The organism is Pseudomonas sp. FP1742 (genome assembly GCF_030687145.1).
Taxonomy (GTDB): domain Bacteria; phylum Pseudomonadota; class Gammaproteobacteria; order Pseudomonadales; family Pseudomonadaceae; genus Aquipseudomonas; species Aquipseudomonas frederiksbergensis_D.
This window is the reverse complement of sequence record NZ_CP117460.1, coordinates 6557617-6578316: the sequence shown is the minus strand read 5'-3', so window position 1 is coordinate 6578316 and position 20700 is coordinate 6557617. Positions and strand designations below refer to the sequence as shown.

General features: G+C 60.1%; 19 protein-coding genes. 14 read left to right on the top strand and 5 right to left on the bottom strand.

The genetic code is table 11. The features are described from left to right. Nucleotides 1-163 precede the first annotated feature (163 nt). The 5 genes from PSH64_RS29935 to PSH64_RS29915 all read left to right on the top strand — a co-directional run bounded on the left by PSH64_RS29935 (nucleotide 164) and on the right by PSH64_RS29915 (nucleotide 3986). Nucleotides 164-1081 (top strand): LysR substrate-binding domain-containing protein, encoded by a 918-nt coding sequence (locus PSH64_RS29935; protein ID WP_105342432.1) that lies wholly within the window; start codon nucleotides 164-166, stop codon nucleotides 1079-1081. A gap of 330 nt (nucleotides 1082-1411) precedes the next feature. Next, the gene (gene purE / locus PSH64_RS29930) at nucleotides 1412-1903 is read left to right on the top strand and encodes a 5-(carboxyamino)imidazole ribonucleotide mutase (protein ID WP_003196369.1); all 492 of its coding nucleotides are present in this window, start codon (nucleotides 1412-1414) and stop codon (nucleotides 1901-1903) included. Between the two features lie 11 nt (nucleotides 1904-1914). Continuing rightward, the gene (locus PSH64_RS29925) at nucleotides 1915-2997 is read left to right on the top strand and encodes a 5-(carboxyamino)imidazole ribonucleotide synthase (RefSeq protein ID WP_305479419.1); all 1083 of its coding nucleotides are present in this window, start codon (nucleotides 1915-1917) and stop codon (nucleotides 2995-2997) included. Between the two features lie 118 nt (nucleotides 2998-3115). Next, nucleotides 3116-3361, top strand: a complete 246-nt coding sequence (locus tag PSH64_RS29920) for a GlsB/YeaQ/YmgE family stress response membrane protein (protein WP_105342430.1) — start codon at nucleotides 3116-3118, stop codon at nucleotides 3359-3361. A gap of 88 nt (nucleotides 3362-3449) precedes the next feature. Continuing rightward, a complete protein-coding gene (locus PSH64_RS29915) occupies nucleotides 3450-3986 on the top strand; it encodes a DUF3299 domain-containing protein (RefSeq protein ID WP_105342782.1) in 537 nt (178 codons plus the stop codon). Between the two features lie 137 nt (nucleotides 3987-4123). Here PSH64_RS29915 and PSH64_RS29910 read toward each other — a convergent pair whose 3' ends face one another. Together PSH64_RS29910 and PSH64_RS29905 are read right to left on the bottom strand one after the other, a co-directional pair. Next, nucleotides 4124-5023 (bottom strand): D-hexose-6-phosphate mutarotase, encoded by a 900-nt coding sequence (locus PSH64_RS29910; protein WP_105342429.1) that lies wholly within the window; start codon nucleotides 5021-5023, stop codon nucleotides 4124-4126. A 56-nt stretch (nucleotides 5024-5079) separates the two neighbouring features. Further along, the gene (locus PSH64_RS29905; RefSeq protein ID WP_003229628.1) at nucleotides 5080-5484 is read right to left on the bottom strand and encodes an acyl-CoA thioesterase; all 405 of its coding nucleotides are present in this window, start codon (nucleotides 5482-5484) and stop codon (nucleotides 5080-5082) included. A 364-nt stretch (nucleotides 5485-5848) separates the two neighbouring features. Here PSH64_RS29905 and PSH64_RS29900 point away from each other — a divergent pair, with 364 nt between their 5' ends. The 8 genes from PSH64_RS29900 (at nucleotide 5849) to PSH64_RS29865 (ending at nucleotide 16482) form a co-directional block, all read left to right on the top strand. After that, on the top strand, nucleotides 5849-7147 hold the full coding sequence (locus tag PSH64_RS29900) for an MFS transporter (RefSeq protein WP_305479418.1): 1299 nt from the start codon (nucleotides 5849-5851) through the stop codon (nucleotides 7145-7147). A gap of 153 nt (nucleotides 7148-7300) precedes the next feature. Further along, nucleotides 7301-8302 carry a phosphate ABC transporter substrate-binding protein PstS gene (locus PSH64_RS29895; RefSeq protein WP_018927390.1) on the top strand — a complete coding sequence of 334 codons (1002 nt, stop codon included), beginning with the start codon at nucleotides 7301-7303 and terminating at the stop codon, nucleotides 8300-8302. A gap of 480 nt (nucleotides 8303-8782) precedes the next feature. Beyond that, complete coding sequence (locus tag PSH64_RS29890) at nucleotides 8783-10816, top strand: ABC transporter permease subunit (RefSeq protein WP_181150663.1); 2034 nt, start codon at nucleotides 8783-8785, stop codon at nucleotides 10814-10816. A 15-nt stretch (nucleotides 10817-10831) separates the two neighbouring features. After that, the gene (gene pstA / locus PSH64_RS29885) at nucleotides 10832-12502 is read left to right on the top strand and encodes a phosphate ABC transporter permease PstA (RefSeq protein WP_305479417.1); all 1671 of its coding nucleotides are present in this window, start codon (nucleotides 10832-10834) and stop codon (nucleotides 12500-12502) included. 173 nt (nucleotides 12503-12675) lie between these two features. Beyond that, complete coding sequence (pstB, locus tag PSH64_RS29880) at nucleotides 12676-13509, top strand: phosphate ABC transporter ATP-binding protein PstB (protein ID WP_008150054.1); 834 nt, start codon at nucleotides 12676-12678, stop codon at nucleotides 13507-13509. Nucleotides 13510-13580: 71 nt separating this feature from the next. After that, the gene (gene phoU, locus PSH64_RS29875; protein WP_105342425.1) at nucleotides 13581-14342 is read left to right on the top strand and encodes a phosphate signaling complex protein PhoU; all 762 of its coding nucleotides are present in this window, start codon (nucleotides 13581-13583) and stop codon (nucleotides 14340-14342) included. 167 nt (nucleotides 14343-14509) lie between these two features. Continuing rightward, nucleotides 14510-15463 carry a response regulator gene (locus PSH64_RS29870; protein ID WP_105342424.1) on the top strand — a complete coding sequence of 318 codons (954 nt, stop codon included), beginning with the start codon at nucleotides 14510-14512 and terminating at the stop codon, nucleotides 15461-15463. Between the two features lie 122 nt (nucleotides 15464-15585). Beyond that, nucleotides 15586-16482, top strand: coding sequence for a peptidoglycan DD-metalloendopeptidase family protein (locus PSH64_RS29865; RefSeq protein WP_305479416.1), 897 nt, complete (start codon nucleotides 15586-15588; stop codon nucleotides 16480-16482). Between the two features lie 142 nt (nucleotides 16483-16624). Here PSH64_RS29865 and PSH64_RS29860 read toward each other — a convergent pair whose 3' ends face one another. From PSH64_RS29860 to phoB, 3 genes are all read right to left on the bottom strand, one after another. Further along, nucleotides 16625-17965, bottom strand: coding sequence for a hemolysin family protein (locus PSH64_RS29860; RefSeq protein ID WP_105342422.1), 1341 nt, complete (start codon nucleotides 17963-17965; stop codon nucleotides 16625-16627). Nucleotides 17966-18088: 123 nt separating this feature from the next. Beyond that, nucleotides 18089-19375, bottom strand: a complete 1287-nt coding sequence (phoR, locus tag PSH64_RS29855; protein WP_244914220.1) for a phosphate regulon sensor histidine kinase PhoR — start codon at nucleotides 19373-19375, stop codon at nucleotides 18089-18091. 75 nt (nucleotides 19376-19450) lie between these two features. Then, nucleotides 19451-20140 (bottom strand): phosphate regulon transcriptional regulator PhoB, encoded by a 690-nt coding sequence (phoB, locus tag PSH64_RS29850; protein ID WP_007896474.1) that lies wholly within the window; start codon nucleotides 20138-20140, stop codon nucleotides 19451-19453. Nucleotides 20141-20292: 152 nt separating this feature from the next. On the opposite strand from phoB, the gene PSH64_RS29845 reads away from it, so the two are divergent. Then, nucleotides 20293-20676: a hypothetical protein gene (locus tag PSH64_RS29845; RefSeq protein WP_105342420.1), complete on the top strand. Its 384-nt coding sequence runs from the start codon at nucleotides 20293-20295 to the stop codon at nucleotides 20674-20676. Nucleotides 20677-20700 lie beyond the last annotated feature (24 nt).

Below are 20700 nucleotides of genomic sequence, written 5' to 3'. Positions count from 1 at the left end.
TATGGACCCGGTCTGTGCCGGAACAGCGCAAATGCTAGGCTTGTGAAGATTTTTGGGCCAATGCTGTTAAACACTAGCCTATGCACATTCGGCATAATGCCCGTGTGACGCCGCGTACGCGGCGAACGTGTGACCTAAATTGGTGCATGTCCGGGAGGGCGTGATGAATCTGGAAAGCAAATGGCTGGAGGACTTTAGTGCTCTGGCTGCCACCCGCAGCTTCTCCCAGGCGGCCGAAAGACGCTTCGTGACCCAGCCTGCCTTCAGCCGACGGATCCGCAGCCTCGAAGCCGCGCTGGGGCTGACCCTGGTCAACCGCTCCCGCACCCCGGTCGAGCTGACGGCGGCAGGGCAGCTGTTTCTTGTCACCGCGCGAACCGTGGTCGAACAATTGGGTGAAGTGTTGCGTCATCTTCATCATCTGGAAGGCGGGCAGGGCGAGGTGATACAAGTCGCCGCCGCCCACTCCCTGGCGCTGGGTTTCTTTCCGCGCTGGATCGCACAATTGCGCAACGAAGGGCTGAACATCGCCACCCGACTGGTGGCCACCAACGTGGGTGACGCGGTGCATGCACTGCGTGAAGGCGGCTGTGACCTGATGCTGGCGTTCTATGATCCGGACTCCGCGATGCAAATGGACCCGGAAATTTTCCCGTCACTGCATTTGGGCGACACCGAAATGCTCCCGGTGTGCGCCGCGGACGCTGATGGCAAACCATTGTTCGACCTGGAAGGCGAGTCCAGCGTGCCTTTGCTGGCCTACAGCGCCGGAGCGTTTCTCGGGCGTTCGGTGAACGGCTTGCTGCGTCAGCGCGCCTTGCGCTTCACCACGATCTACGAAACCGCCATGGCCGATAGCCTGAAAAGCATGGCTCTGGAAGGTCTCGGCATCGCCTGGGTGCCGCAATTGAGCGTGCGTGCCGAACTTGCCCGGGGCGAACTGGTGATCTGCGGCGGCCCGCAATGGCATGTGCCGCTGGAGATTCGCCTGTATCGCTGCGCACTGGTGCGCAAGGCGAATGTGCGGTTGCTGTGGCGCAAGCTTGAGGGCGGTGCGGCGCAAGGCACGACCGGATCTTGAGCATAATGAAGATCCAATGTGGGAGCGGGCTTGCTCGCGAAAGCGGTCTGTCAGTCACATTAATGCTGGATGTGCCACCGTCTTCGCGAACAAGCCCGCTCCACAGGGGATTTGTGTTGCTCTTTCGCTGACCTCAGAGTCAATAAAACCGGCACTTTGCGCCGTATGACAGATGGTCGTATTGGGGGCTGTTTATCTGCTTCTTTGAGGTATACTGCGCGGCCTTCGGCCGGTTTGACTGGCCATAATTCGTACAATCAAGCCACGCATTTTGCGTGGCTTGTTGTTTTTTGACGCGCCTGCGGGCGCCCAGAGAGAAGAGGCACGACGATGAGCGCACTGGTTGGCGTGATCATGGGCTCCAAGTCCGATTGGTCCACCCTTAGCCACACCGCCGATATGCTGGAAAAGCTCGGCATCCCTTACGAGGTGAAAGTGGTCTCTGCCCACCGCACCCCGGACCTGCTGTTCCAGTACGCCGAAGAGGCTGAGGCCCGTGGTATCGAGGTGATCATCGCCGGTGCCGGTGGCGCGGCCCACTTGCCAGGCATGTGTGCGGCCAAGACCCATCTGCCGGTGCTGGGCGTGCCGGTGCAGTCGTCGATGCTCTCGGGCGTCGATTCGCTGCTCTCTATCGTGCAGATGCCCGCGGGCATTCCGGTCGCCACCCTGGCTATCGGCAAGGCCGGCGCAATCAACGCAGCGCTGCTCTCGGCGAGCATCCTGGGCGCCAAGCATCCGCAATTTCATACCGTGTTGAAAAAATTCCGCGCAGAGCAGACAGACAGCGTCCTGGACAATCCAGACCCACGCATCGCCTGAGGTTGTTGACGATGAAGATCGGTGTAATCGGTGGCGGCCAGTTGGGTCGCATGTTGGCACTGGCGGGCACTCCGCTGGGCATGAACTTCGCTTTCCTCGACCCTGCGCCGGACGCCTGTGCCGCTGCGCTGGGTGAACATCTGCGGGCCGATTACGGCGATCAGGATCACCTGCGTCAGCTGGCCGATGAAGTCGATCTGGTGACCTTCGAGTTCGAAAGCGTCCCGGCCGAAACCGTGGCCTTCCTGTCGCAATTCGTCCCGGTGTACCCGAGCGCCGAAGCCCTGCGCATCGCCCGCGATCGCTGGTTCGAAAAAAGCATGTTCAAGGACCTGGGAATTCCGACTCCTGCGTTCGCCGACATCCAGTCCCAGGCTGACCTGGACGCCGCCGTGGCTTCCATCGGCCTGCCAGCCGTGCTGAAAACCCGCACCCTGGGTTACGACGGCAAGGGCCAGAAAGTCCTGCGCAAACCTGAAGACGTGGTCGGCACCTTTGCCGAGTTGGGCAGTGTCGCCTGCCTGCTGGAAGGCTTCGTGCCGTTCACTGGCGAAGTCTCGCTGATCGCGGTGCGTGCTCGCGATGGCGAAACCAGGTTCTACCCGCTGGTTCACAACACCCACGACAGCGGCATCCTCAAACTGTCCGTGGCCAGCACCGACCACCCGTTGCAAGCCCTGGCTGAAGACTACTCCAGCCGGGTGCTCAAGCAGTTGGATTACGTCGGCGTGATGGCGTTCGAGTTCTTCGAAGTCGATGGTGGCCTCAAGGCCAACGAGATCGCCCCGCGTGTGCACAACTCCGGGCACTGGACCACCGAAGGCGCCGAGTGCAGTCAGTTCGAAAACCACCTGCGGGCCATCGCCGGTCTGCCGTTGGGTTCGACGGCCAAGGTTGGCGAGAGCGCGATGCTCAACTTCATTGGGGTCGTGCCACCGGTAGAGAAAGTGATCGCGATTGCTGACTGCCACCTGCATCACTACGGCAAGGCTTTCAAGGTCGGCCGCAAGGTTGGTCACGCCAATCTGCGTTGTGCGGACCGTGAGACGTTGGCAGCACAGATCCTCAAGGTCGAAGCGCTCATTGCCGAATAGTTTCATGTGGCAGCGGCGGAACCTTCCGAGGCCGCCGTTCTCTGATGGCAGGATGCCAAAGTCTGTCTAGGCTTTGGCCAAGTGTCCTGCCTCACCCATTCAATCAGAGGGAAATGCCATGGGAATTATCGGAACCATCTTTATCGGCCTGATCGTCGGCCTGCTGGCTCGGTTTCTGAAACCGGGCGATGACAGCATGGGCTGGATCATGACCATTCTGCTCGGTATCGGCGGTTCGCTGGCGGCCACTTACGGCGGCCAGGCCCTGGGCATCTATCATGCGGGTCAGGGCGCAGGCTTCATTGGTGCGCTGGTGGGCGCGGTGGTATTGCTGGTGATCTACGGTCTGATCAAAAAGAACTGATTGAGGCGACAAAGCCCTCTCTGCGCCGCCGTCGGAGAGGGCTAGAATGCTCGGCGTTACACCGTCCTTTCCTTTGTCGAGCACCTTCATGCGCCGTCTTCTGTTGACTCTTTTATTCCTGGGCAGTGGTTTGGCCCATGCCGGCGAACTACCGGAAACCGACTGGCTCGAACTGATGCCCAAGTCGGACCAGAAGGCCCTCGAGGCCATGCCCGAAATCGATCACAACTCCCCGGAAGCCAATGGCACCTTTACCCAAAAGGGTGGCATGAAGCAGAGCAAGGGCTTGCCGGCGGTGATGTATTCGACCAAAACCGTGCCGTCGATGAACGACAAGCACATCCGCATCGGCGGTTACCCGGTACCGCTGGAAACCGATGCCAAGGGCCGCAGCACGTTGTTCTTTCTCGTGCCATATCCGGGCGCTTGCATCCATGTGCCACCACCGCCGCCTAACCAGTTGGTGCTGGTGCGTTATCCAAAAGGCTTGAAGCTGAATGACATCTACACGCCGCTGTGGGTGACCGGCACGCTGAAGATCGAGAAGGTCAACAACGATCTGGCGGATGCGGCGTATGCGCTGGACGCGGCGCAAGTGCGGGTGGTCAAGGAGTCGGATTTGTAAAAACGCCAGTCAGCCTGGCACAGATCAATTGTGGGAGCGGGCTTGCTCGCGAAGGCGGTGTGTCAGGCAACATTGATGTCGACTGATACACCGCCTTCGCGAGCAAGCCCGCTCCCACATTGGGTTTATGGTGTTGCTTATAGAGGGTTGCTGGCGATGCTCACGCCCAGGGTATGGCTCGCACCCGGCGCCAGGGTCACCACATCACCCATCACATTCGCCGTTTCAATGCACAACATGCGCTGCCAGCCATCGTCAGCCATGTCGCTGAACGCCGCCGCGCGGTCGATCCACGGGTTCCAGATCACCGCAGAACGAGAGCCGCTGCTGGTCAGTTCGATGCGTCGTTCCCAGTGCGGGTCAACGATGCTCAGTTTTGGCGGGGTATTGAGATAGATGCGATCGGTCTCGCCGGTAAAACGCAGATCGCCGGTCTGGGTGACGGTTTTCCAGTCGTCCAGCGTCTCGATGTAGCTCAAGCCATCCAGCCCTTCAACGTGCACGTTGCGCACATCGCTGACCGCGAAGTAACTGTGCAGCGCCTGACTGATCGTGACATGTTCGGCGCCCTTGTTTTCGCTTGTCAGGCTGATATGCAACTGCTCATCCAGACGAATGCTCAGCTTCAAGTCCACCTGATGCGGCCATCCCGGCAGGCCGCCTTCGGGGTAGGGCAGGACGAACTCCGCTTTCAGGCTTTCGCCCTCGGATTCGATGCCGACCAGCTCCCAGTTCATCGCCCGCACCAGCCCGTGAGCCGTCGGCGGTTCCTGGCTGACGCGCATGGCCTGGACACTCTGCGGGTTGCGCGACAGATTGCCGAACCACGGCCAGCACACTGGCACGCCGGCACGAATAGCCTTGCCGGTCTTGAACACCGCCTCGTCGTTGAGCCAGATCAGTGGCGGTTGGCCGGCCAGTTGATAACTGAGGATGTGCGCGCCTTGCTGGGCCACCAGCAATTCGGCCTGACCGTGGCGGATGCGCCAGCAGTTCAGTTCATCCAGTTTCACGGCTTCGACGGTGGGCGTGCTCATGGGGCGACTCTCAATCAGGAACAGGGCTGCAATGGACCGCAAAATGGTCGCCGGGTTTAACGCGCTCTAGGCGGAACCGAACGAGTGCGGCCGCTGCCGTCGATGGCGACGAATACAAACACGGCTTCGGTCACTTTTCGCCATTCGCTGGACAGTGGATCGTCGCTCCAGACCTCGACCATCATCTGAATCGAGCTGCGGCCGATTTCCAGGGTCTGGGTATAGAAAGAAAGCTGAGCACCCACCGCCACCGGCACCAGGAACGCCATGCGATCGATCGCAACGGTAGCCACGCGCCCACCTGCAACCCTGCTGGCCATTGCGGTGCCGGCCAAATCCATCTGCGCCACCAGCCAGCCGCCGAAAATATCGCCAAAGCCGTTGGTTTCGCGCGGAAGCGCGGTGATTTGCAGGGCCAGGTCGCCTTGCGGGATTGGATCTTCTTGTTCGAGCTCTATCATGCCGGGGGTGCCTCTGACCCGTGACTCATCGTAGGTGTAGCGGGTGAATAGCCGTCTCGGAAAAACGATTCAGCCCCGAACATACTACGTTCGTCACGTTTTTCGTAAGGCGCCTAAAGGGAAACTCTGCGAAATCGGCTGACAGGTGCCAACGACGGTTTCGCACAGCAACCCCTTACAAACCGTTGCAATATTGCGAGTATATCGATCGGTAGACTCCGAGACGACCATCCGGTTCTCATTTCGACTGTCAAATACGCGCCTCTATGTGCTTTTTCGAACAATTTGCTATCGTGCCGAACCTGCCCAAGCCTCCGCCAGCGTTGTTGAGGTTGCAGATCCGACTATAAGAGAAGCCCTTGCCATGACCACAGCGCCCTCGAGCATCGCGCAACCAGCCCAACCCGCACGACCGCTGACCCGCAACGATTACAAGACATTGTCGCTGTCCGCCCTGGGCGGCGCGCTGGAATTTTACGACTTCATCATCTTCGTGTTCTTTGCCACGGTCGTCGGCAAACTGTTCTTCCCCGCCGACATGCCCGAGTGGTTGCGCCTGATGCAGACGTTCGGCATCTTCGCCGCGGGCTATCTGGCGCGACCGCTGGGCGGCATCGTCATGGCGCACTTCGGTGACCTGCTGGGACGCAAGAAGATGTTCACCCTGAGCATTTTCATGATGGCGGTACCCACCCTGATCATGGGCTTGCTGCCAACTTATGCGCAGATAGGCATGTGGGCGCCGATCCTGTTGCTGCTGATGCGAGTCATCCAGGGCGCGGCGATTGGTGGTGAAGTGCCGGGGGCCTGGGTATTCGTTTCCGAACACGTGCCGCAGCGGCACATCGGCTATGCCTGCGGCACGCTGACCAGCGGTCTGACTGCCGGCATTCTTTTGGGCTCGCTGGTCGCCACTGCGATCAACAGCATTTATACGCCGCTGGAAGTATCGGATTACGCCTGGCGGATCCCGTTCCTGCTGGGCGGCGTGTTTGGCCTGTTCTCGGTCTACCTGCGCCGCTGGCTGCACGAAACCCCTGTGTTCGCCGAACTGCAATTGCGCAAGGCCCTGGCCGAAGAAGTGCCGCTGCGCGCTGTGCTGCGTGACCATCGCGGGGCGATTCTGATTTCCATGCTGCTGACTTGGTTGCTGTCCGCGGGGATCATCGTGGTGATCCTCATGACACCGACTGTATTGCAGACCGTTTACCACTTCCCGCCGACTACCGCGTTGCAGGCCAACAGCCTGGCCATCGTGTTCCTGAGCCTGGGCTGTGTGGCCTCCGGTGCACTGGCTGACCGTTTTGGCGCCGGGCGGGTGTTCGTGTTCGGTAGCGCGTTGCTGCTGTTGACCTCGTGGACCTTCTATCACAGCCTGTTCAACCACCCCGACTGGCTGTTCCCGATGTACGCCCTGACCGGTTTGCTGGTCGGCACCATTGGTGCGGTGCCGTATGTGATGGTCAAAGCCTTTCCGGCGGTGGTGCGTTTCAGCGGGTTGTCGTTCTCCTACAACCTGGCCTACGCGATTTTCGGCGGCTTGACCCCGATGGTCGTCACCCTGCTGCTGAAGGAAAGCCCGATGGGGCCGGCCTATTACGTGGCGATCATTTGCGGCGTTGGGATTCTGGTGGGGGCGTATCTCTGGAGGAAGGGGCGCTAACCTTGTAACCGATCGTTCCCACGCAGAGCGCGGGAACGATCTATCGCTAGATGCTGGCCTTTCATCCAATTGTCATATTTCAGCCATAGAGTGTTCACACGGCCTGCTGATACTTGGCCCGACTTAACACACCCTATCTGCTAGGAGTAAGGCATGAAACTGAAGCGTTTGATGGCGGCAATGACTTTTGTCGCTGCTGGCGTTGCGACTGCCAACGCGGTTGCCGCTGTTGACCCTGCTATCCCGAGCTACACCAAAACCACTGGTGTGTCGGGCAACCTGTCCAGCGTCGGCTCCGATACCCTGGCCAACCTCATGACCCTGTGGGCTGAGAACTACAAGAAAGAATACCCGAACGTAAACATCCAGATTCAGGCCGCCGGCTCCGCCACCGCGCCACCTGCGCTGACTGAAGGCACCTCCAACCTGGGCCCGATGAGCCGCAAGATGAAGGACACTGAACTGGCTGCCTTCGAGCAGAAGTATGGCTACAAGCCAACCGCTATCCCGGTGGCCGTGGACGCCCTGGCGGTCTTCGTACACAAAGACAACCCGATCCAGCACCTGACCATGGAACAAGTCGACGCGATCTTCTCTTCGACTCGTCTGTGCGGCGCCAAAGCTGATGTGAAAACCTGGGGCGACCTGGGTGTGACCGGCGACCTGGCCAACAAGCCAGTGCAACTGTTCGGTCGTAACTCGGTATCCGGCACTTATGGCTACTTCAAAGAAGAAGCCCTGTGCAAAGGCGACTACAAGCCAAACGTCAACGAACAACCAGGTTCGGCTTCGGTCGTGCAGTCGATCAGCTCCTCGCTGAACGGCATCGGTTACTCGGGCATCGGCTACAAGACCGCCAGCGTGAAGACCGTGGCCCTGGCCAAGAAAGGCAGCACTGACTTCATCGAAGACAGCGAAGAAAACGCCCTGAACGGTAAATACCCGCTGTCGCGTTTCCTCTACGTATACGTCAACAAAGCCCCGAACAAGCCTCTGGCCCCGCTGGAAGCCGAGTTCGTGAAACTGGTTCTGTCCAAGCAGGGCCAGGAAGTTGTAGTGAAAGACGGCTACATCCCACTGCCAGCCAAGGTTGCTGCAAAAGCACTGGCTGACCTGGGTCTCGCGGAAGGCGGCGCTGAAGTCGCAAAAAAGTAAAACCCTAGGTCCGTGGTAAACCCGGACCTGTGTAGGAGCTGTCGAGTGAAACGAGGCTGCGATCTTTTGATCTGGCTTCCAACTGCAAGATCAAAAGATCGCAGCCTCGGTTCCCTCGACAGCTCCTACGCCCCCCAAATTTCCGATCCACTGCCAGTTTCCACTGGCGGCGGATTTGTTGCGTCACTGCATTGTCATCTTTCTGTCATACAGGATCGCTAGGGTGTGCGCATGAATGATCTGGCCAATTCCACCATGACTACAAATCCCCCCAAGCGAATTGACTTCAATACGCCTGAGCTGCACCGCAAGCGCCGTATCCGTGCGCTGAAAGATCGCCTGACCCGCTGGTACGTCCTCGTCGGCGGCCTCGCCGTCCTGGGCGCGATCACCCTGATCTTCTTCTTCCTCGGTTATGTCGTCGCGCCTTTGTTCCAGGGTGCCGACCTGACCGCCAAGGACGCCATCACGCCCGCCTGGATGCAAGACGCCGGCAAGCCGCTGATGATTTCCCTCGAAGAACAGAATCAGGTGGCCATGCGGGTTTCCGACAAGGGCCAGGCGCTATTCTTTGATATCGATAGCGGCGCCGAACTGCGTCGCGTCGACCTGCCGATCCCGGCCGGTACCAGCGTGACCTCCATCGGTGAAGATCAACCCGGCCATCCATTGGTCGCAGTGGGGTTGTCCAACGGTCAGGTGCTGGTGTTCCGCCACACCTATAAAGTCAGCTACCCGGACGGCAAGAAAACCATCTCGCCGGCCATTGAATACCCATACGGCGAAACGCCAATCGTGCTGAACGAGGCCGGTGGTGCCCTGGAGCACATCAGCCTCAACGCGACCGATTCGACCCTGTTGCTGGCAGGTTCCACCGGTGCGCAACTGCATGTCATGTCGCTGACCAGCGAAGAAAACATGATGACTGGCGAAGTCACCAACGAGCAGAAACGCATCGAGCTGCCGCAAATGACCGAGCCGGTGAAGAACATCTTCGTCGACCCGCGTCAGCAGTGGTTGTATGTGGTCAATGGTCGTGCCCAGGCCGACGTGTTCAGCCTGCGCGACAAGAGTCTCAACGGTCGCTACAAACTGCTCGAAAACGGCGAGGCCGAGATTACCGCCAGCACCCAGCTGGTGGGTGGTATCTCGCTGATCCTCGGCGACTCCAAGGGCGGCCTGGCCCAATGGTTCATGGCTCGCGACCCGGATGGCGAGCTGCGTCTGAAGCAGATCCGTACCTTCCAGATGGGCACTACGCCGATTGTTGAAATCACCGCCGAAGAACGTCGCAAAGGTTTTATTGCCCTCGACGCGTCGGGCAAGCTTGGCGTGTTCCACAGCACCGCACACCGCACCTTGCTGGTGGACCAGGTGGTCGATGGCCAAGGCCTGTTCGGCCTGTCGCCACGGGCCAACCGGGTGATCGTGGAGCAGGGCGGCAAGTTGCAACCGCTGCTGCTCGACAACCCGCACCCGGAGGTTTCCTGGAGCGCGTTGTGGAGCAAGGTCTGGTACGAGAACTACGACGAACCTAAATATGTCTGGCAATCGACTGCCGCCAACACCGATTTCGAACCCAAGCTGAGCCTCTCGCCGCTGACCTTCGGTACCCTGAAAGCCGCGTTCTACGCCATGCTATTGGCCGCGCCGCTGGCCGTCGCCGCAGCGATCTACACCGCGTACTTCATGGCCCCGGGCATGCGTCGCAAGGTCAAGCCGGTGATCGAACTGATGGAAGCGATGCCGACGGTGATCCTCGGTTTCTTCGCCGGCCTGTTCCTTGCGCCCTATGTGGAAGGGCACTTGCCGGGCATCTTCAGCCTGTTGATGCTCGTGCCGATCGGCATTCTGGTGGCGGGCTTCATCTTCAGTCGCCTGCCTGAGTCCATCCGCCTGAAAGTGCCGGACGGCTGGGAAAGCGCGATTCTGATCCCGGTCATTCTGTTCGTGGGCTGGTTGTCGCTGTACATGAGCCCGTACATGGAAGCCTGGTTCTTCGGCGGCGACATGCGTATGTGGATCTCCCACGACCTGGGCATCACCTACGACCAGCGCAACGCCCTGGTGGTCGGTCTGGCCATGGGTTTCGCGGTCATTCCGAACATCTACTCCATCGCCGAAGACGCCGTGTTCAGCGTGCCGCGCGGCCTGACCCTGGGCTCCCTGGCCCTCGGTGCCACGCCGTGGCAGACCATGACCCGCGTGGTGATCCTCACCGCCAGCCCGGGCATTTTCTCGGCGTTGATGATCGGCATGGGCCGTGCGGTCGGTGAAACCATGATCGTGCTGATGGCCACCGGTAACACCCCGGTCATGGAAATGAACCTGTTCGAAGGCCTGCGCACCCTGGCAGCCAACGTCGCGGTGGAAATGCCCGAATCGGAAGTTGGCGGCAGCCACTACCGCGTGCTGTTCCTCTCGGCGCTGGTGCTGCTGTTGTTCACCTTCATCATGAACACCCTCGCGGAACTGATTCGTCAGCGTCTGCGCAAGAAATACTCGTCGCTTTAACAAAGGTAGAAGTCTGTGAAACAGAACTCCCTGAATGGATGGTTCAAGAGCGGCGCCCCTGGCGTCTGGATCAGCGGCGGCGCGGTGTCCATTGCGGTCATCATGACCATTGGCCTGCTGGCGGTCATTGCCGTGCGCGGTCTGGGGCACTTCTGGCCGGCGGACCTGATCCACGCCAATTACGACGTGCCGGGCCAGGCCAACCACCTGGTCATCGGCGAAGTGGTGCAGAAGGAAGAAGTGCCACGCGAGCGCCTGAAAACCGCTGGCCTGCCGGTGCCCGATCAAGGCCCGGAGTTCATGACCCGCGAGCTGATCAAGGTCGGCAACCGCGATCTGAACGGCACGGACTTCACCTGGATTGTCGGCGAGTGGTTGACCAACCAGAAAACCCCGCCAGAGCTGATGACCATCGAGCGTCGCGAGTGGGGCAATTTCTACGGCTACCTGGTCAACGTCAAAGAGGACGGCAAGGTCATCGCTGAAGGCGAAGCCGCATGGCCTGAGTTGCAGGCCCGTGTCGATCGCGTCAACCAGTTGGCTGGGCAGCTCAAGAGCCTGGAAAAAACCGACATCGGCGCGATCAACGCCGGTCTCGAACGTGTTCGTCTGCACGGTCGCAAGCTGGAACTGGCCGGCCGTCTCGACGCTACCGCACAGGCGGACCTGGAGTCTGAGCGCGCCGAGCTGAATGCCCGTTATCAGGAAGTCGAAGCGCGTCTGAACGACCTGCACAAGCAGTTCAACCGCGACAGCCTGACGGCTCGTGACGCCAACGGTAAAGAAATCGAGATCGGCATCGGTAAAGTGGTTCACGCTTATCAGCCGAACGCCATGAGCACCTTCACCAAGGTTGGTTTCTACTTCAGCAAGGTCTGGGAATTCCTCAGCGACGACCCGCGTGAAGCCAACACCGAAGGCGGGATCTTCCCGGCGATTTTCGGCACCGTGATGATGACCCTGATCATGGCGATGATCGTTACCCCGTTCGGCGTGCTGGCGGCGGTCTACCTGCGTGAGTATGCCAAGCAGAACACCTTGACCCGGGTAATCCGTATTGCAGTGAACAACCTGGCGGGTGTTCCGGCGATCGTTTACGGCGTGTTCGGCCTGGGCTTCTTCGTTTATGTGCTGGGCGGCTCGATCGACCGGTTGTTCTTCCCCGAAGCCTTGCCGGCGCCGACCTTCGGTACGCCGGGTCTGCTGTGGGCTTCGTTGACCCTGGCGCTGCTGGCTGTGCCGGTGGTGATCGTGGCCACCGAAGAAGGCCTGGCGCGGATTCCTCGCACCGTGCGCGAAGGCTCGCTGGCCCTTGGCGCGACCAAGGCCGAGACCTTGTGGAAGATCGTGCTGCCGATGGCCAGCCCGGCAATGATGACCGGCATGATCCTCGCCGTGGCCCGCGCCGCCGGTGAAGTGGCGCCGCTGATGCTGGTGGGTGTAGTGAAACTGGCACCGTCGCTGCCGCTGGATGGCAACTACCCGTACCTGCACCTGGACCAGAAGATCATGCACCTGGGCTTCCACATTTATGACGTCGGCTTCCAGAGCCCGAACGTCGAAGCCGCGCGGCCGCTGGTGTACGCCACGGCGCTGCTGCTGGTGCTGGTGATCGCGACATTGAACCTGTCGGCCGTTTATATCCGTAACCACCTGCGGGAAAAATACAAAGCGCTGGATAGCTGATTTCCATGTGGGAGCGGGCTTGCTCGCGAAAGCGGTGGGTCAGGCAACATTGAATGGGCTGACCTCTTCGCGAGCAAGCCCGCTCCCACACTAGACCGCGTCCAACCGAACATTTATTGGGCATGCCGCGAAGCGGCGTCCCGAACCGAATTTGTTAGCACAGGGAGCCTCCCATGCAGCACGAAGCACACACTCACGGCATCAACATGTCGGCCCTGGGCCGCGACAAGCAGAGCCTGAGTCTCGAGCAGGAAACCGTGGCCATTGAAGTGCCGGGCCTGAGCCTGTTCTACGGCGATAAACAAGCGCTGTATGACGTCAGCATGAACATCCCGAAACAGCGCGTGACCGCCTTCATCGGCCCGTCGGGTTGCGGCAAGTCCACGCTGCTGCGCACGTTCAACCGCATGAACGATCTGGTGGACGGCTGCCGCGTCGAAGGGGCGATCAACCTCTACGGCAATAACATCTACCGCAAGGGCGAGGACGTGGCCGAGCTGCGTCGCCGGGTTGGCATGGTGTTCCAGAAGCCCAACCCGTTCCCGAAAACCATTTACGAAAACGTGGTTTACGGTTTGCGCATCCAGGGCATCAACAAAAAGCGCATCCTCGACGAAGCCGTCGAGTGGGCATTGAAAGGTGCGGCGCTGTGGGATGAGGTCAAGGATCGTCTGCATGAGTCGGCACTGGGCCTGTCCGGTGGTCAGCAGCAACGTCTGGTGATCGCCCGCACCATCGCGGTGGAGCCTGAAGTGCTGCTGCTCGACGAACCCTGCTCGGCACTCGACCCGATCTCCACGCTGAAGGTCGAAGAGCTGATCTACGAACTGAAATCCAAGTTCACCATTGTTATCGTGACCCACAACATGCAACAGGCCGCGCGGGTTTCCGACTACACGGCGTTCATGTACATGGGCAAACTGGTGGAATTCGGCGACACCGATACCCTGTTCACCAATCCGGCGAAGAAGCAGACCGAAGACTACATCACCGGTCGTTACGGCTAGGAAGCTGTTGTTGCTCACTGAACTGACGCTGCGGTCCACCGCACCTTACCGGACGCTCCAAGGACGCCAACATGATTAGTAAAGAAGGCCTTACCCATCACATCTCCCAGCAGTTCAACGCCGAGCTCGAGGAAGTGCGCAGCCACCTCCTGGCCATGGGCGGGCTGGTCGAGAAGCAGGTCAACGACGCGGTCACCGCGCTGATCGAGGCCGACTCCGGCCTGGCCCAGCAAGTGCGCGAAATCGACGACCAGATCAACCAGATGGAACGCAACATCGACGAAGAATGCCTGCGCATTCTGGCCCGTCGTCAGCCGGCGGCGTCGGACTTGCGTCTGATCATCAGCATCTCCAAGTCGGTGATCGACCTGGAGCGCATCGGCGACGAAGCCACCAAGATCGCCCGTCGCGCCATCCAGTTGTGCGAAGAAGGCGAAGCACCGCGCGGTTACGTCGAGGTCCGCCACATCGGCGACCAGGTGCGCAACATGGTGCGCGATGCCCTGGACGCGTTTGCCCGCTTCGACGCCGACCTGGCGCTGTCGGTGGCGCAATACGACAAGATCATCGACCGCGAATACAAGACCGCCCTGCGTGAGTTGGCTACCTACATGATGGAAGACCCACGCTCTATCTCGCGGGTCTTGAGCATCATCTGGGTGCTGCGTTCGCTGGAGCGGATCGGCGATCATGCGCGCAACATCTCGGAACTGGTGATTTACCTGGTGCGCGGCACCGACGTGCGTCACTTGGGCCTCAAGCGCATGAAGGAAGAAGTGGAAGGCACAAGTGCCGAAAACGCTAATGTTCCGGGCAAAGCTGACGATAAGTAAGTTTGCCCAAGAAAAGCGCCCGGCCCTTTGGCCGGGCGTTTTTGTGTGCGGCACATGAATTCGACAGCAGCACCCGCGAACGAAAAGTCCCGGCGTGACTGAAGATTTTTGGCAATGTGCCATCAGGCAGTTGGTATGCTTGCCGGGATTTTTTAAAGGGGTGATGGATGAGTAAGGTCAGTGTGTTGGTCGTGGACGATGCGTCGTTCATTCGTGACCTGGTGAAGAAGTGCTTGCGCAACTACTTCCCGGGCATTCGAATCGAAGATGCCGTCAACGGCAAAAAGGCTCAGGCCATGCTGGCGCGCGAGGCGTTCGATCTGGTGCTGTGCGACTGGGAAATGCCGGAAATGTCCGGTCTTGAGCTGCTGACCTGGTGCCGCGAGCAAGATAATCTCAAGACCATGCCGTTCGTGATGGTGACCAGCCGTGGCGACAAAGAGAACGTTGTCCAGGCAATCCAGGCCGGGGTTTCCGGCTACGTCAGCAAGCCGTTCACCAACGAGCAACTGCTGACCAAGGTCAAGCAGGCGCTGAACAAGGTTGGCAAGCTGGACACCTTGATGAACAGCGCACCGACCAAAATGAACTCGGCGTTCGGCAACGATTCCCTGAGCGCATTGACCGGCGGCAAAGCCGCGGTAGTCGCACCCGCGGCTGCACCGGTCAACCCGTTTGCCAAACCTGTCGCCGCCGCGCCAGCCCCGGCAGCGGCAGCGTCTCGTGGTTTGCTCAACAGCCCGCCGGTCAAGGCACCTGTGGCCGCTTCTGCCGCCTCCGCGGGCGGTCGTGGCCAAGGCCAACTGCGCCTGTCGAGCGGTACTCAGCAATGCGTGATCAAGGCCTTGAGCCTCAAGGAAGCGCTGCTGGTGGTGAAACGCACCGACACCCTGCCACAAGTGCTCGACAGCGCCGTGCTCGACCTGGAGCAGGGTGACAACGCTGAAACCGCCCGTCTCAATGGCTACCTGCACGCCATCGTCGCCCACGAGCCGAAGCCCGACAGCGAGTGGCTGCAACTGACCTTCCGCTTTGTCGACCAGGATGCGCAGAAGCTCGACTACATTTCTCGCCTGATCGCCCGTGGCACCGCGCAGAAGCACTTCGTACCGGGTGCGTAACGTGTACCGCTGATCGTTCCCATGCTCTGCGTGGGAATGATCATCTGAAACATCTGTCGACTACGCAGGTCCATTTCAGCTGCTAGGCTCCTTCTCAGGCCTTACTCGACAGAATCTTGCCCATGCTCGTGCGCCTGCTGTTTTTCTGTGGTCTTTTCATGGCCTCCACCTCGGCTGTGGCCATGACGATCTACAAGTCCACCAATGCCAGTGGCGTGGTCTCCTACAGCGACCGCCCCACCAAAGGCGCAAAGGTGTTCGTTTTTCGCGACCGGATGGTCGAACATCTTGAGCGGCAGGTGTACCTCGACATCAAGAGGTTGAATGGCATGGACAGCGTGTTCGTGCGCAACGACCTGTATGCGCCGGTCGAGATCGAGCTGAGTTTCGACGGGCTGCAGAACGTCAGCGGTGCGCCGAGCCGACCGATCCGCCGGGTGATGCCGGCGCGCAGCAACCTTCGTCTGGCCCTGCTCACGCCGACGAAGGCCGGAAGGCCGATCGTGTATAACCCAAGGTTCGCATATTCCCTGGGCGACCCCTCAGGGGCTGCCATGGCCTATCGATATCCGTTGCCCTGGCGTGGCGGTCCGTTTCGGCTGACCCAGGGCGCCAATGGCCAATACAGCCACTACGGACCGAAGAACCGTTACGCGATGGACATCGCCATGCCCGAAGGCACGCCGATCATCGCGGCGCGCGGCGGGGTGGTGGTGAAAACCGAGAATGGCCAGACCGGGCGCGGCAACGACCCGTCGGGCAATTTCGTGCGGGTGTTGCACGATGACGGGACCATGGGCGTGTATCTGCACCTGAAGAAGGGCTCAGTCTGCGTCCGGGAAGGTCAGCGTGTGGTGGTGGGCAGTGCGCTGGCGTTGTCGGGCAATACCGGCAATAGCAGCGGCCCGCATCTGCACTTCGTGGTGCAGCGCAATACCGGGTTGGGGCTGGTGTCGATTCCGTACCAGTTCAATCAACCGGTGGGGGCGTTGCCCAACTTTGCGTTGGGCAAGAAATGACTTGTTGCCTGGCCTGGCGCCTTCGCGAGCAAGCCCGCTCCCACACTCGATCTGCGTCGGGCGCCATTGATGTGATCGGCGCATAACTCATGTGGGAGCGGGCTTGCTCGCGAAGGGATCGACGCGGATCCGGCTCAGCCTATCAATCCAGCAGCAACACCTTGGCCAATATGATCTTCGGCCCTTTCATCTTCTTGATGATGATCCGCAAACCTTCTACCTCTAGCACTTCTTCCTCTTCCGGCACCCGTTTCAGGGTTTCATAGACCAGCCCGGCGAGGGTTTCGGCTTCGATGTGGTCCAGGTCGATGCCCAGCAGGCGTTCCACCTTGAACAGCGGCGTATCGCCCCGAACCAGCAGCTTGCCCGGCTGATAGGCGAGGATCCCGCGCTCAGCCTTGCGATGTTCGTCCTGAATGTCGCCCACCAGCACTTCCAGCACGTCTTCCATGGTCAGGTAGCCGATGATGTTGCCGTCGGCTTCCTCGACCACGGCGAAGTGCGAGCCGCCCTTGCGAAACTGTTCCAGCAGTTGCGACAGCGGCATGTGCCGCGACACGCGCTCCAGCGGCCGGGTCAGTTCGGCGAGGTTGAACGACTCGGGAATGTGATCCAGGGCGGCCAGTTCCAGCAGCAGATCCTTGATGTGCAGCAGGCCGACGAACTCCTGGCGCTCGCTGTCGTACACCGGGTAGCGGCTGAATTTGTGGCGACGGAACAACGCCAGGATTTCCTTGAGCGGTGCGTTGTACTCAAGGGTGACCAGGTCTTCCCGGGAGTTGGCCCAGTCGACTACTTCCAGCTCGCCCATCTCGACCGCCGAGGCCAGTACGCGCATGCCTTGGTCGCTCGGGTCCTGACCACGGCTGGAGTGCAGGATCAGTTTCAGTTCTTCGCGGCTGTAATGGTGCTCGTGGTGCGGGCCGGGTTCACCTTGCCCGGCGATGCGCAGGATCTGGTTGGCGCTGGCGTTGAGCAGGTAGATGGCCGGGTACATGGCCCAGTAGAACAAGTACAGCGGCACTGCCGTCCACAGCGACAGCAACTCGGGTTTGCGGATGGCCCAGGACTTTGGAGCCAGCTCACCGACCACGATGTGCAGGTACGAAATGATGAAGAACGCCGTGAAGAACGAAACCGCCTTGACCACTTCAGCGGAATCTACGCCCACGGCACTCAGCACAGGCTCCAGGAGGTGCGCGAACGCCGGTTCGCCGACCCAGCCCAGACCGAGGGAGGCGAGGGTGATACCCAATTGGCAGGCTGACAGGTAAGCATCGAGCTGACTGTGCACGGTGCGCAGGATATGCCCGCGCCAGCCGTTTTGTTCAGCGATGGCTTCGACCCGGGTCGAGCGCAATTTGACCATGGCAAATTCCGCCGCAACGAAAAAACCGTTGAGCAAAACCAGGATCAGAGCAAAAAGAATCATGCCGAAGTCGGCGAATATTGTTGCGAGGGTCAAGCCAGGGGAAGGGTCCATGATGGAGTTTTGCGGGTTCCGTGTATTCAAAAAAGGGGGAAATGCAGTGCCTGAAGGGCAGGCACAAGTCAGCCAATGTAGCGGCTGACTGATCGATTGCCTAGTGGTGAGTGCTGGTCGGTATCAGTCAGCGGCGCTGATCACGCGGGATTTGGTGACCTGGGCCGGCGCAAAATGGCAGGTAAACGTACTGCCATGTCCCGGCACACTGCTGATTTCCATGCGTGCCCGGTGGCGCAGCAACACGTGCTTGACGATGGCCAGACCGAGCCCGGTGCCGCCGGTGTTGGAGTTGCGGCTGGAGTCGACGCGATAGAAGCGTTCGGTCAGGCGCGGCAGGTGCTTGCTGTCTATACCGATCCCCGAATCCTGCACGCTCAGGTGGGCGCCTTGATCGTCCCCCCACCAGCGAATGCGGATATTGCCCTCGGCAGGGGTGTATTTCACCGCGTTGAACACCAGATTGGAAAACGCACTGCGCAATTCGGCTTCGCTGCCTTTGAGCTGAATCGTCGGATCGGCTTCCAGGGTGATGTGTTGATTTTTCTGACCGGACAGCTGCTGGGCATCGCTCTTGATCGATTGCAGCAGGCTGTCGATGGACACCGGCTGGTTGTCCGACGGGTAATCGGTGGCTTCCAGCTTGGCCAGCAGCAGCAAATCGTTAAGCAAGGTCTGCATCCGCCCGCCTTGCTGCTGCATCTGCTGCAGCGCGCGGGTCCAGCGCGGGTTCACTTCCTCGACGTTATCGAGCAGGGTTTCCAGGTAGCCGCAAATCACTGTCAGGGGGGTGCGCAGCTCGTGGGACACGTTGGCGATGAAGTCTTTGCGCATTTGTTCCAGCTGGTGGATACGCGTCACGTCGCGCACCAGCATCAAGTGTTCGTTGTTGCCGTAGCGGGTGATGTACAGCTGAATGCGCAGGCGATCATTGATCGGCGAGGGGATTTCCAACGGCTCGGCGTAGTTGTCCTGCTCGAAGTATTCCTTGAAGCGCGGATGACGCACCAGGTTGGTCACCGGCTGGCCGCTGTCTTGAGGGGTCTTGAGGCCCAGCAGGGTTTCGGCGGCGCGGTTCCACCATTCCAGGTTGCCATCGCTGTCGAGCATGACCACCGCGTCTTTGAGCGCGGCAGTGGATTCCTGGACCCGATCGATCACCGCTTGCAGGCGCCCGCGCACCCGTTGGTCGCGGCGTTGCAGGTGGTAAATGCTGTCGAACACTTCACCCCACAGGCCGTAGCCATCGGGCGGTGCTTCATCAGGTTGATGCAGACGCAGCCATTCGTGCAGGCGCAGCAACTGCTTGAGGGTCCACGCCAGATAAAGGCCCAGGCCCACGGCGAGGCTCCAGCCGTAGTAGCCGGAAATCAGGCCGATCACCAGGCAGGCGGTGACCAGCAACAGCATGTGGCGAATCAGGGTGCCATGCCAGTTTTGGTTCACGGAAAATATGCGTCCTTGTCAGCGAGGCTGGCGGCCGGCTCAGGCCTTGGTAGAGAACCTGTAACCGGTGCCGCGCACGGTTTGTACCAGATTTTCGTAAGCATCGCCGAGGGCTTTGCGCAGGCGACGGATGTGCACGTCGACGGTGCGCTCTTCGACGTAGACATTGCCGCCCCAGACCTGATCCAGCAGCTGGCCGCGAGTGTAGGCGCGTTCCTGGTGGGTCATGAAAAATTGCAGCAAACGGTACTCGGTCGGGCCCATCTCGGCAGGTTTGCCATCGATGGTCACGCGGTGGCTGATCGGGTCCAGCAGCAGGCCACCGACTTCGATCGGCGCTTCGCCATCGGTCGGACCGGCGCGGCGCAGCACGGCTTTGAGGCGCGCCACCAGCTCGCGGGGGGAAAACGGTTTGGTGATGTAGTCGTCGGCGCCGACTTCCAGGCCCTGGATCTTGTTGTCTTCTTCGCCCTTGGCGGTGAGCATGATGATCGGGATATCCCCGGTCAGCTCATCGCGCTTGAGCCGGCGGGCCAGTTCGATGCCGGAAGTGCCGGGCAGCATCCAGTCGAGCAGAATCAGGTCCGGTTTGCGGTCGACGATAATGGCATGGGCCTGCTGCGAGTTCTCTGCCTCCAGGCAGTCGTAGCCGGCCATTTCCAACGCAACGGCGATCATTTCGCGAATGGGCGCTTCGTCGTCGACGATCAGAATGCTCCTGCCAACCATGCCTTAATCCTCTTGTCATTTAACTGTCTTGCGCCGCATTAGATAACGGAATTATTGCAGTCGTGTGACAGTATTTTAGCCGCCCTGCGATTGTCGCGATCCTGAACTAAGCTCTAAGTCCGAATCCTGACAACCACAAAAGGAAGGTTTCCATGAATCACATTGCTCAATCCTGGAAGGTCCTGCTGGTCACGGCTGCGCTAACGTTGCCGTCCATGGCCTTTGCGGCAGAACCCGCCATGATGAAAGACGGGATGATGGTCGATCACAAGGGTATGACGGTGTACACGTACGACAAGGACTCAGGCGGTAAGTCGATGTGCAACGGCGAGTGCGCTGAATACTGGCCGCCAATGATGGCGCCGGCGGGTGCCAAGCCCGAAGGCAAGTGGAGCACGATCAAGCGTGACGACGGTAAGATGCAGTGGGCCTATGATGGCAAGCCGCTTTACACCTTCATGAAGGACAAAAAACCCGGTGACATGGCAGGCGACAATATGAAGGAAGTCTGGCACGTCATGCGCGAGCATAAATAAGCGATTCGCCTGCGCCGTAAACAG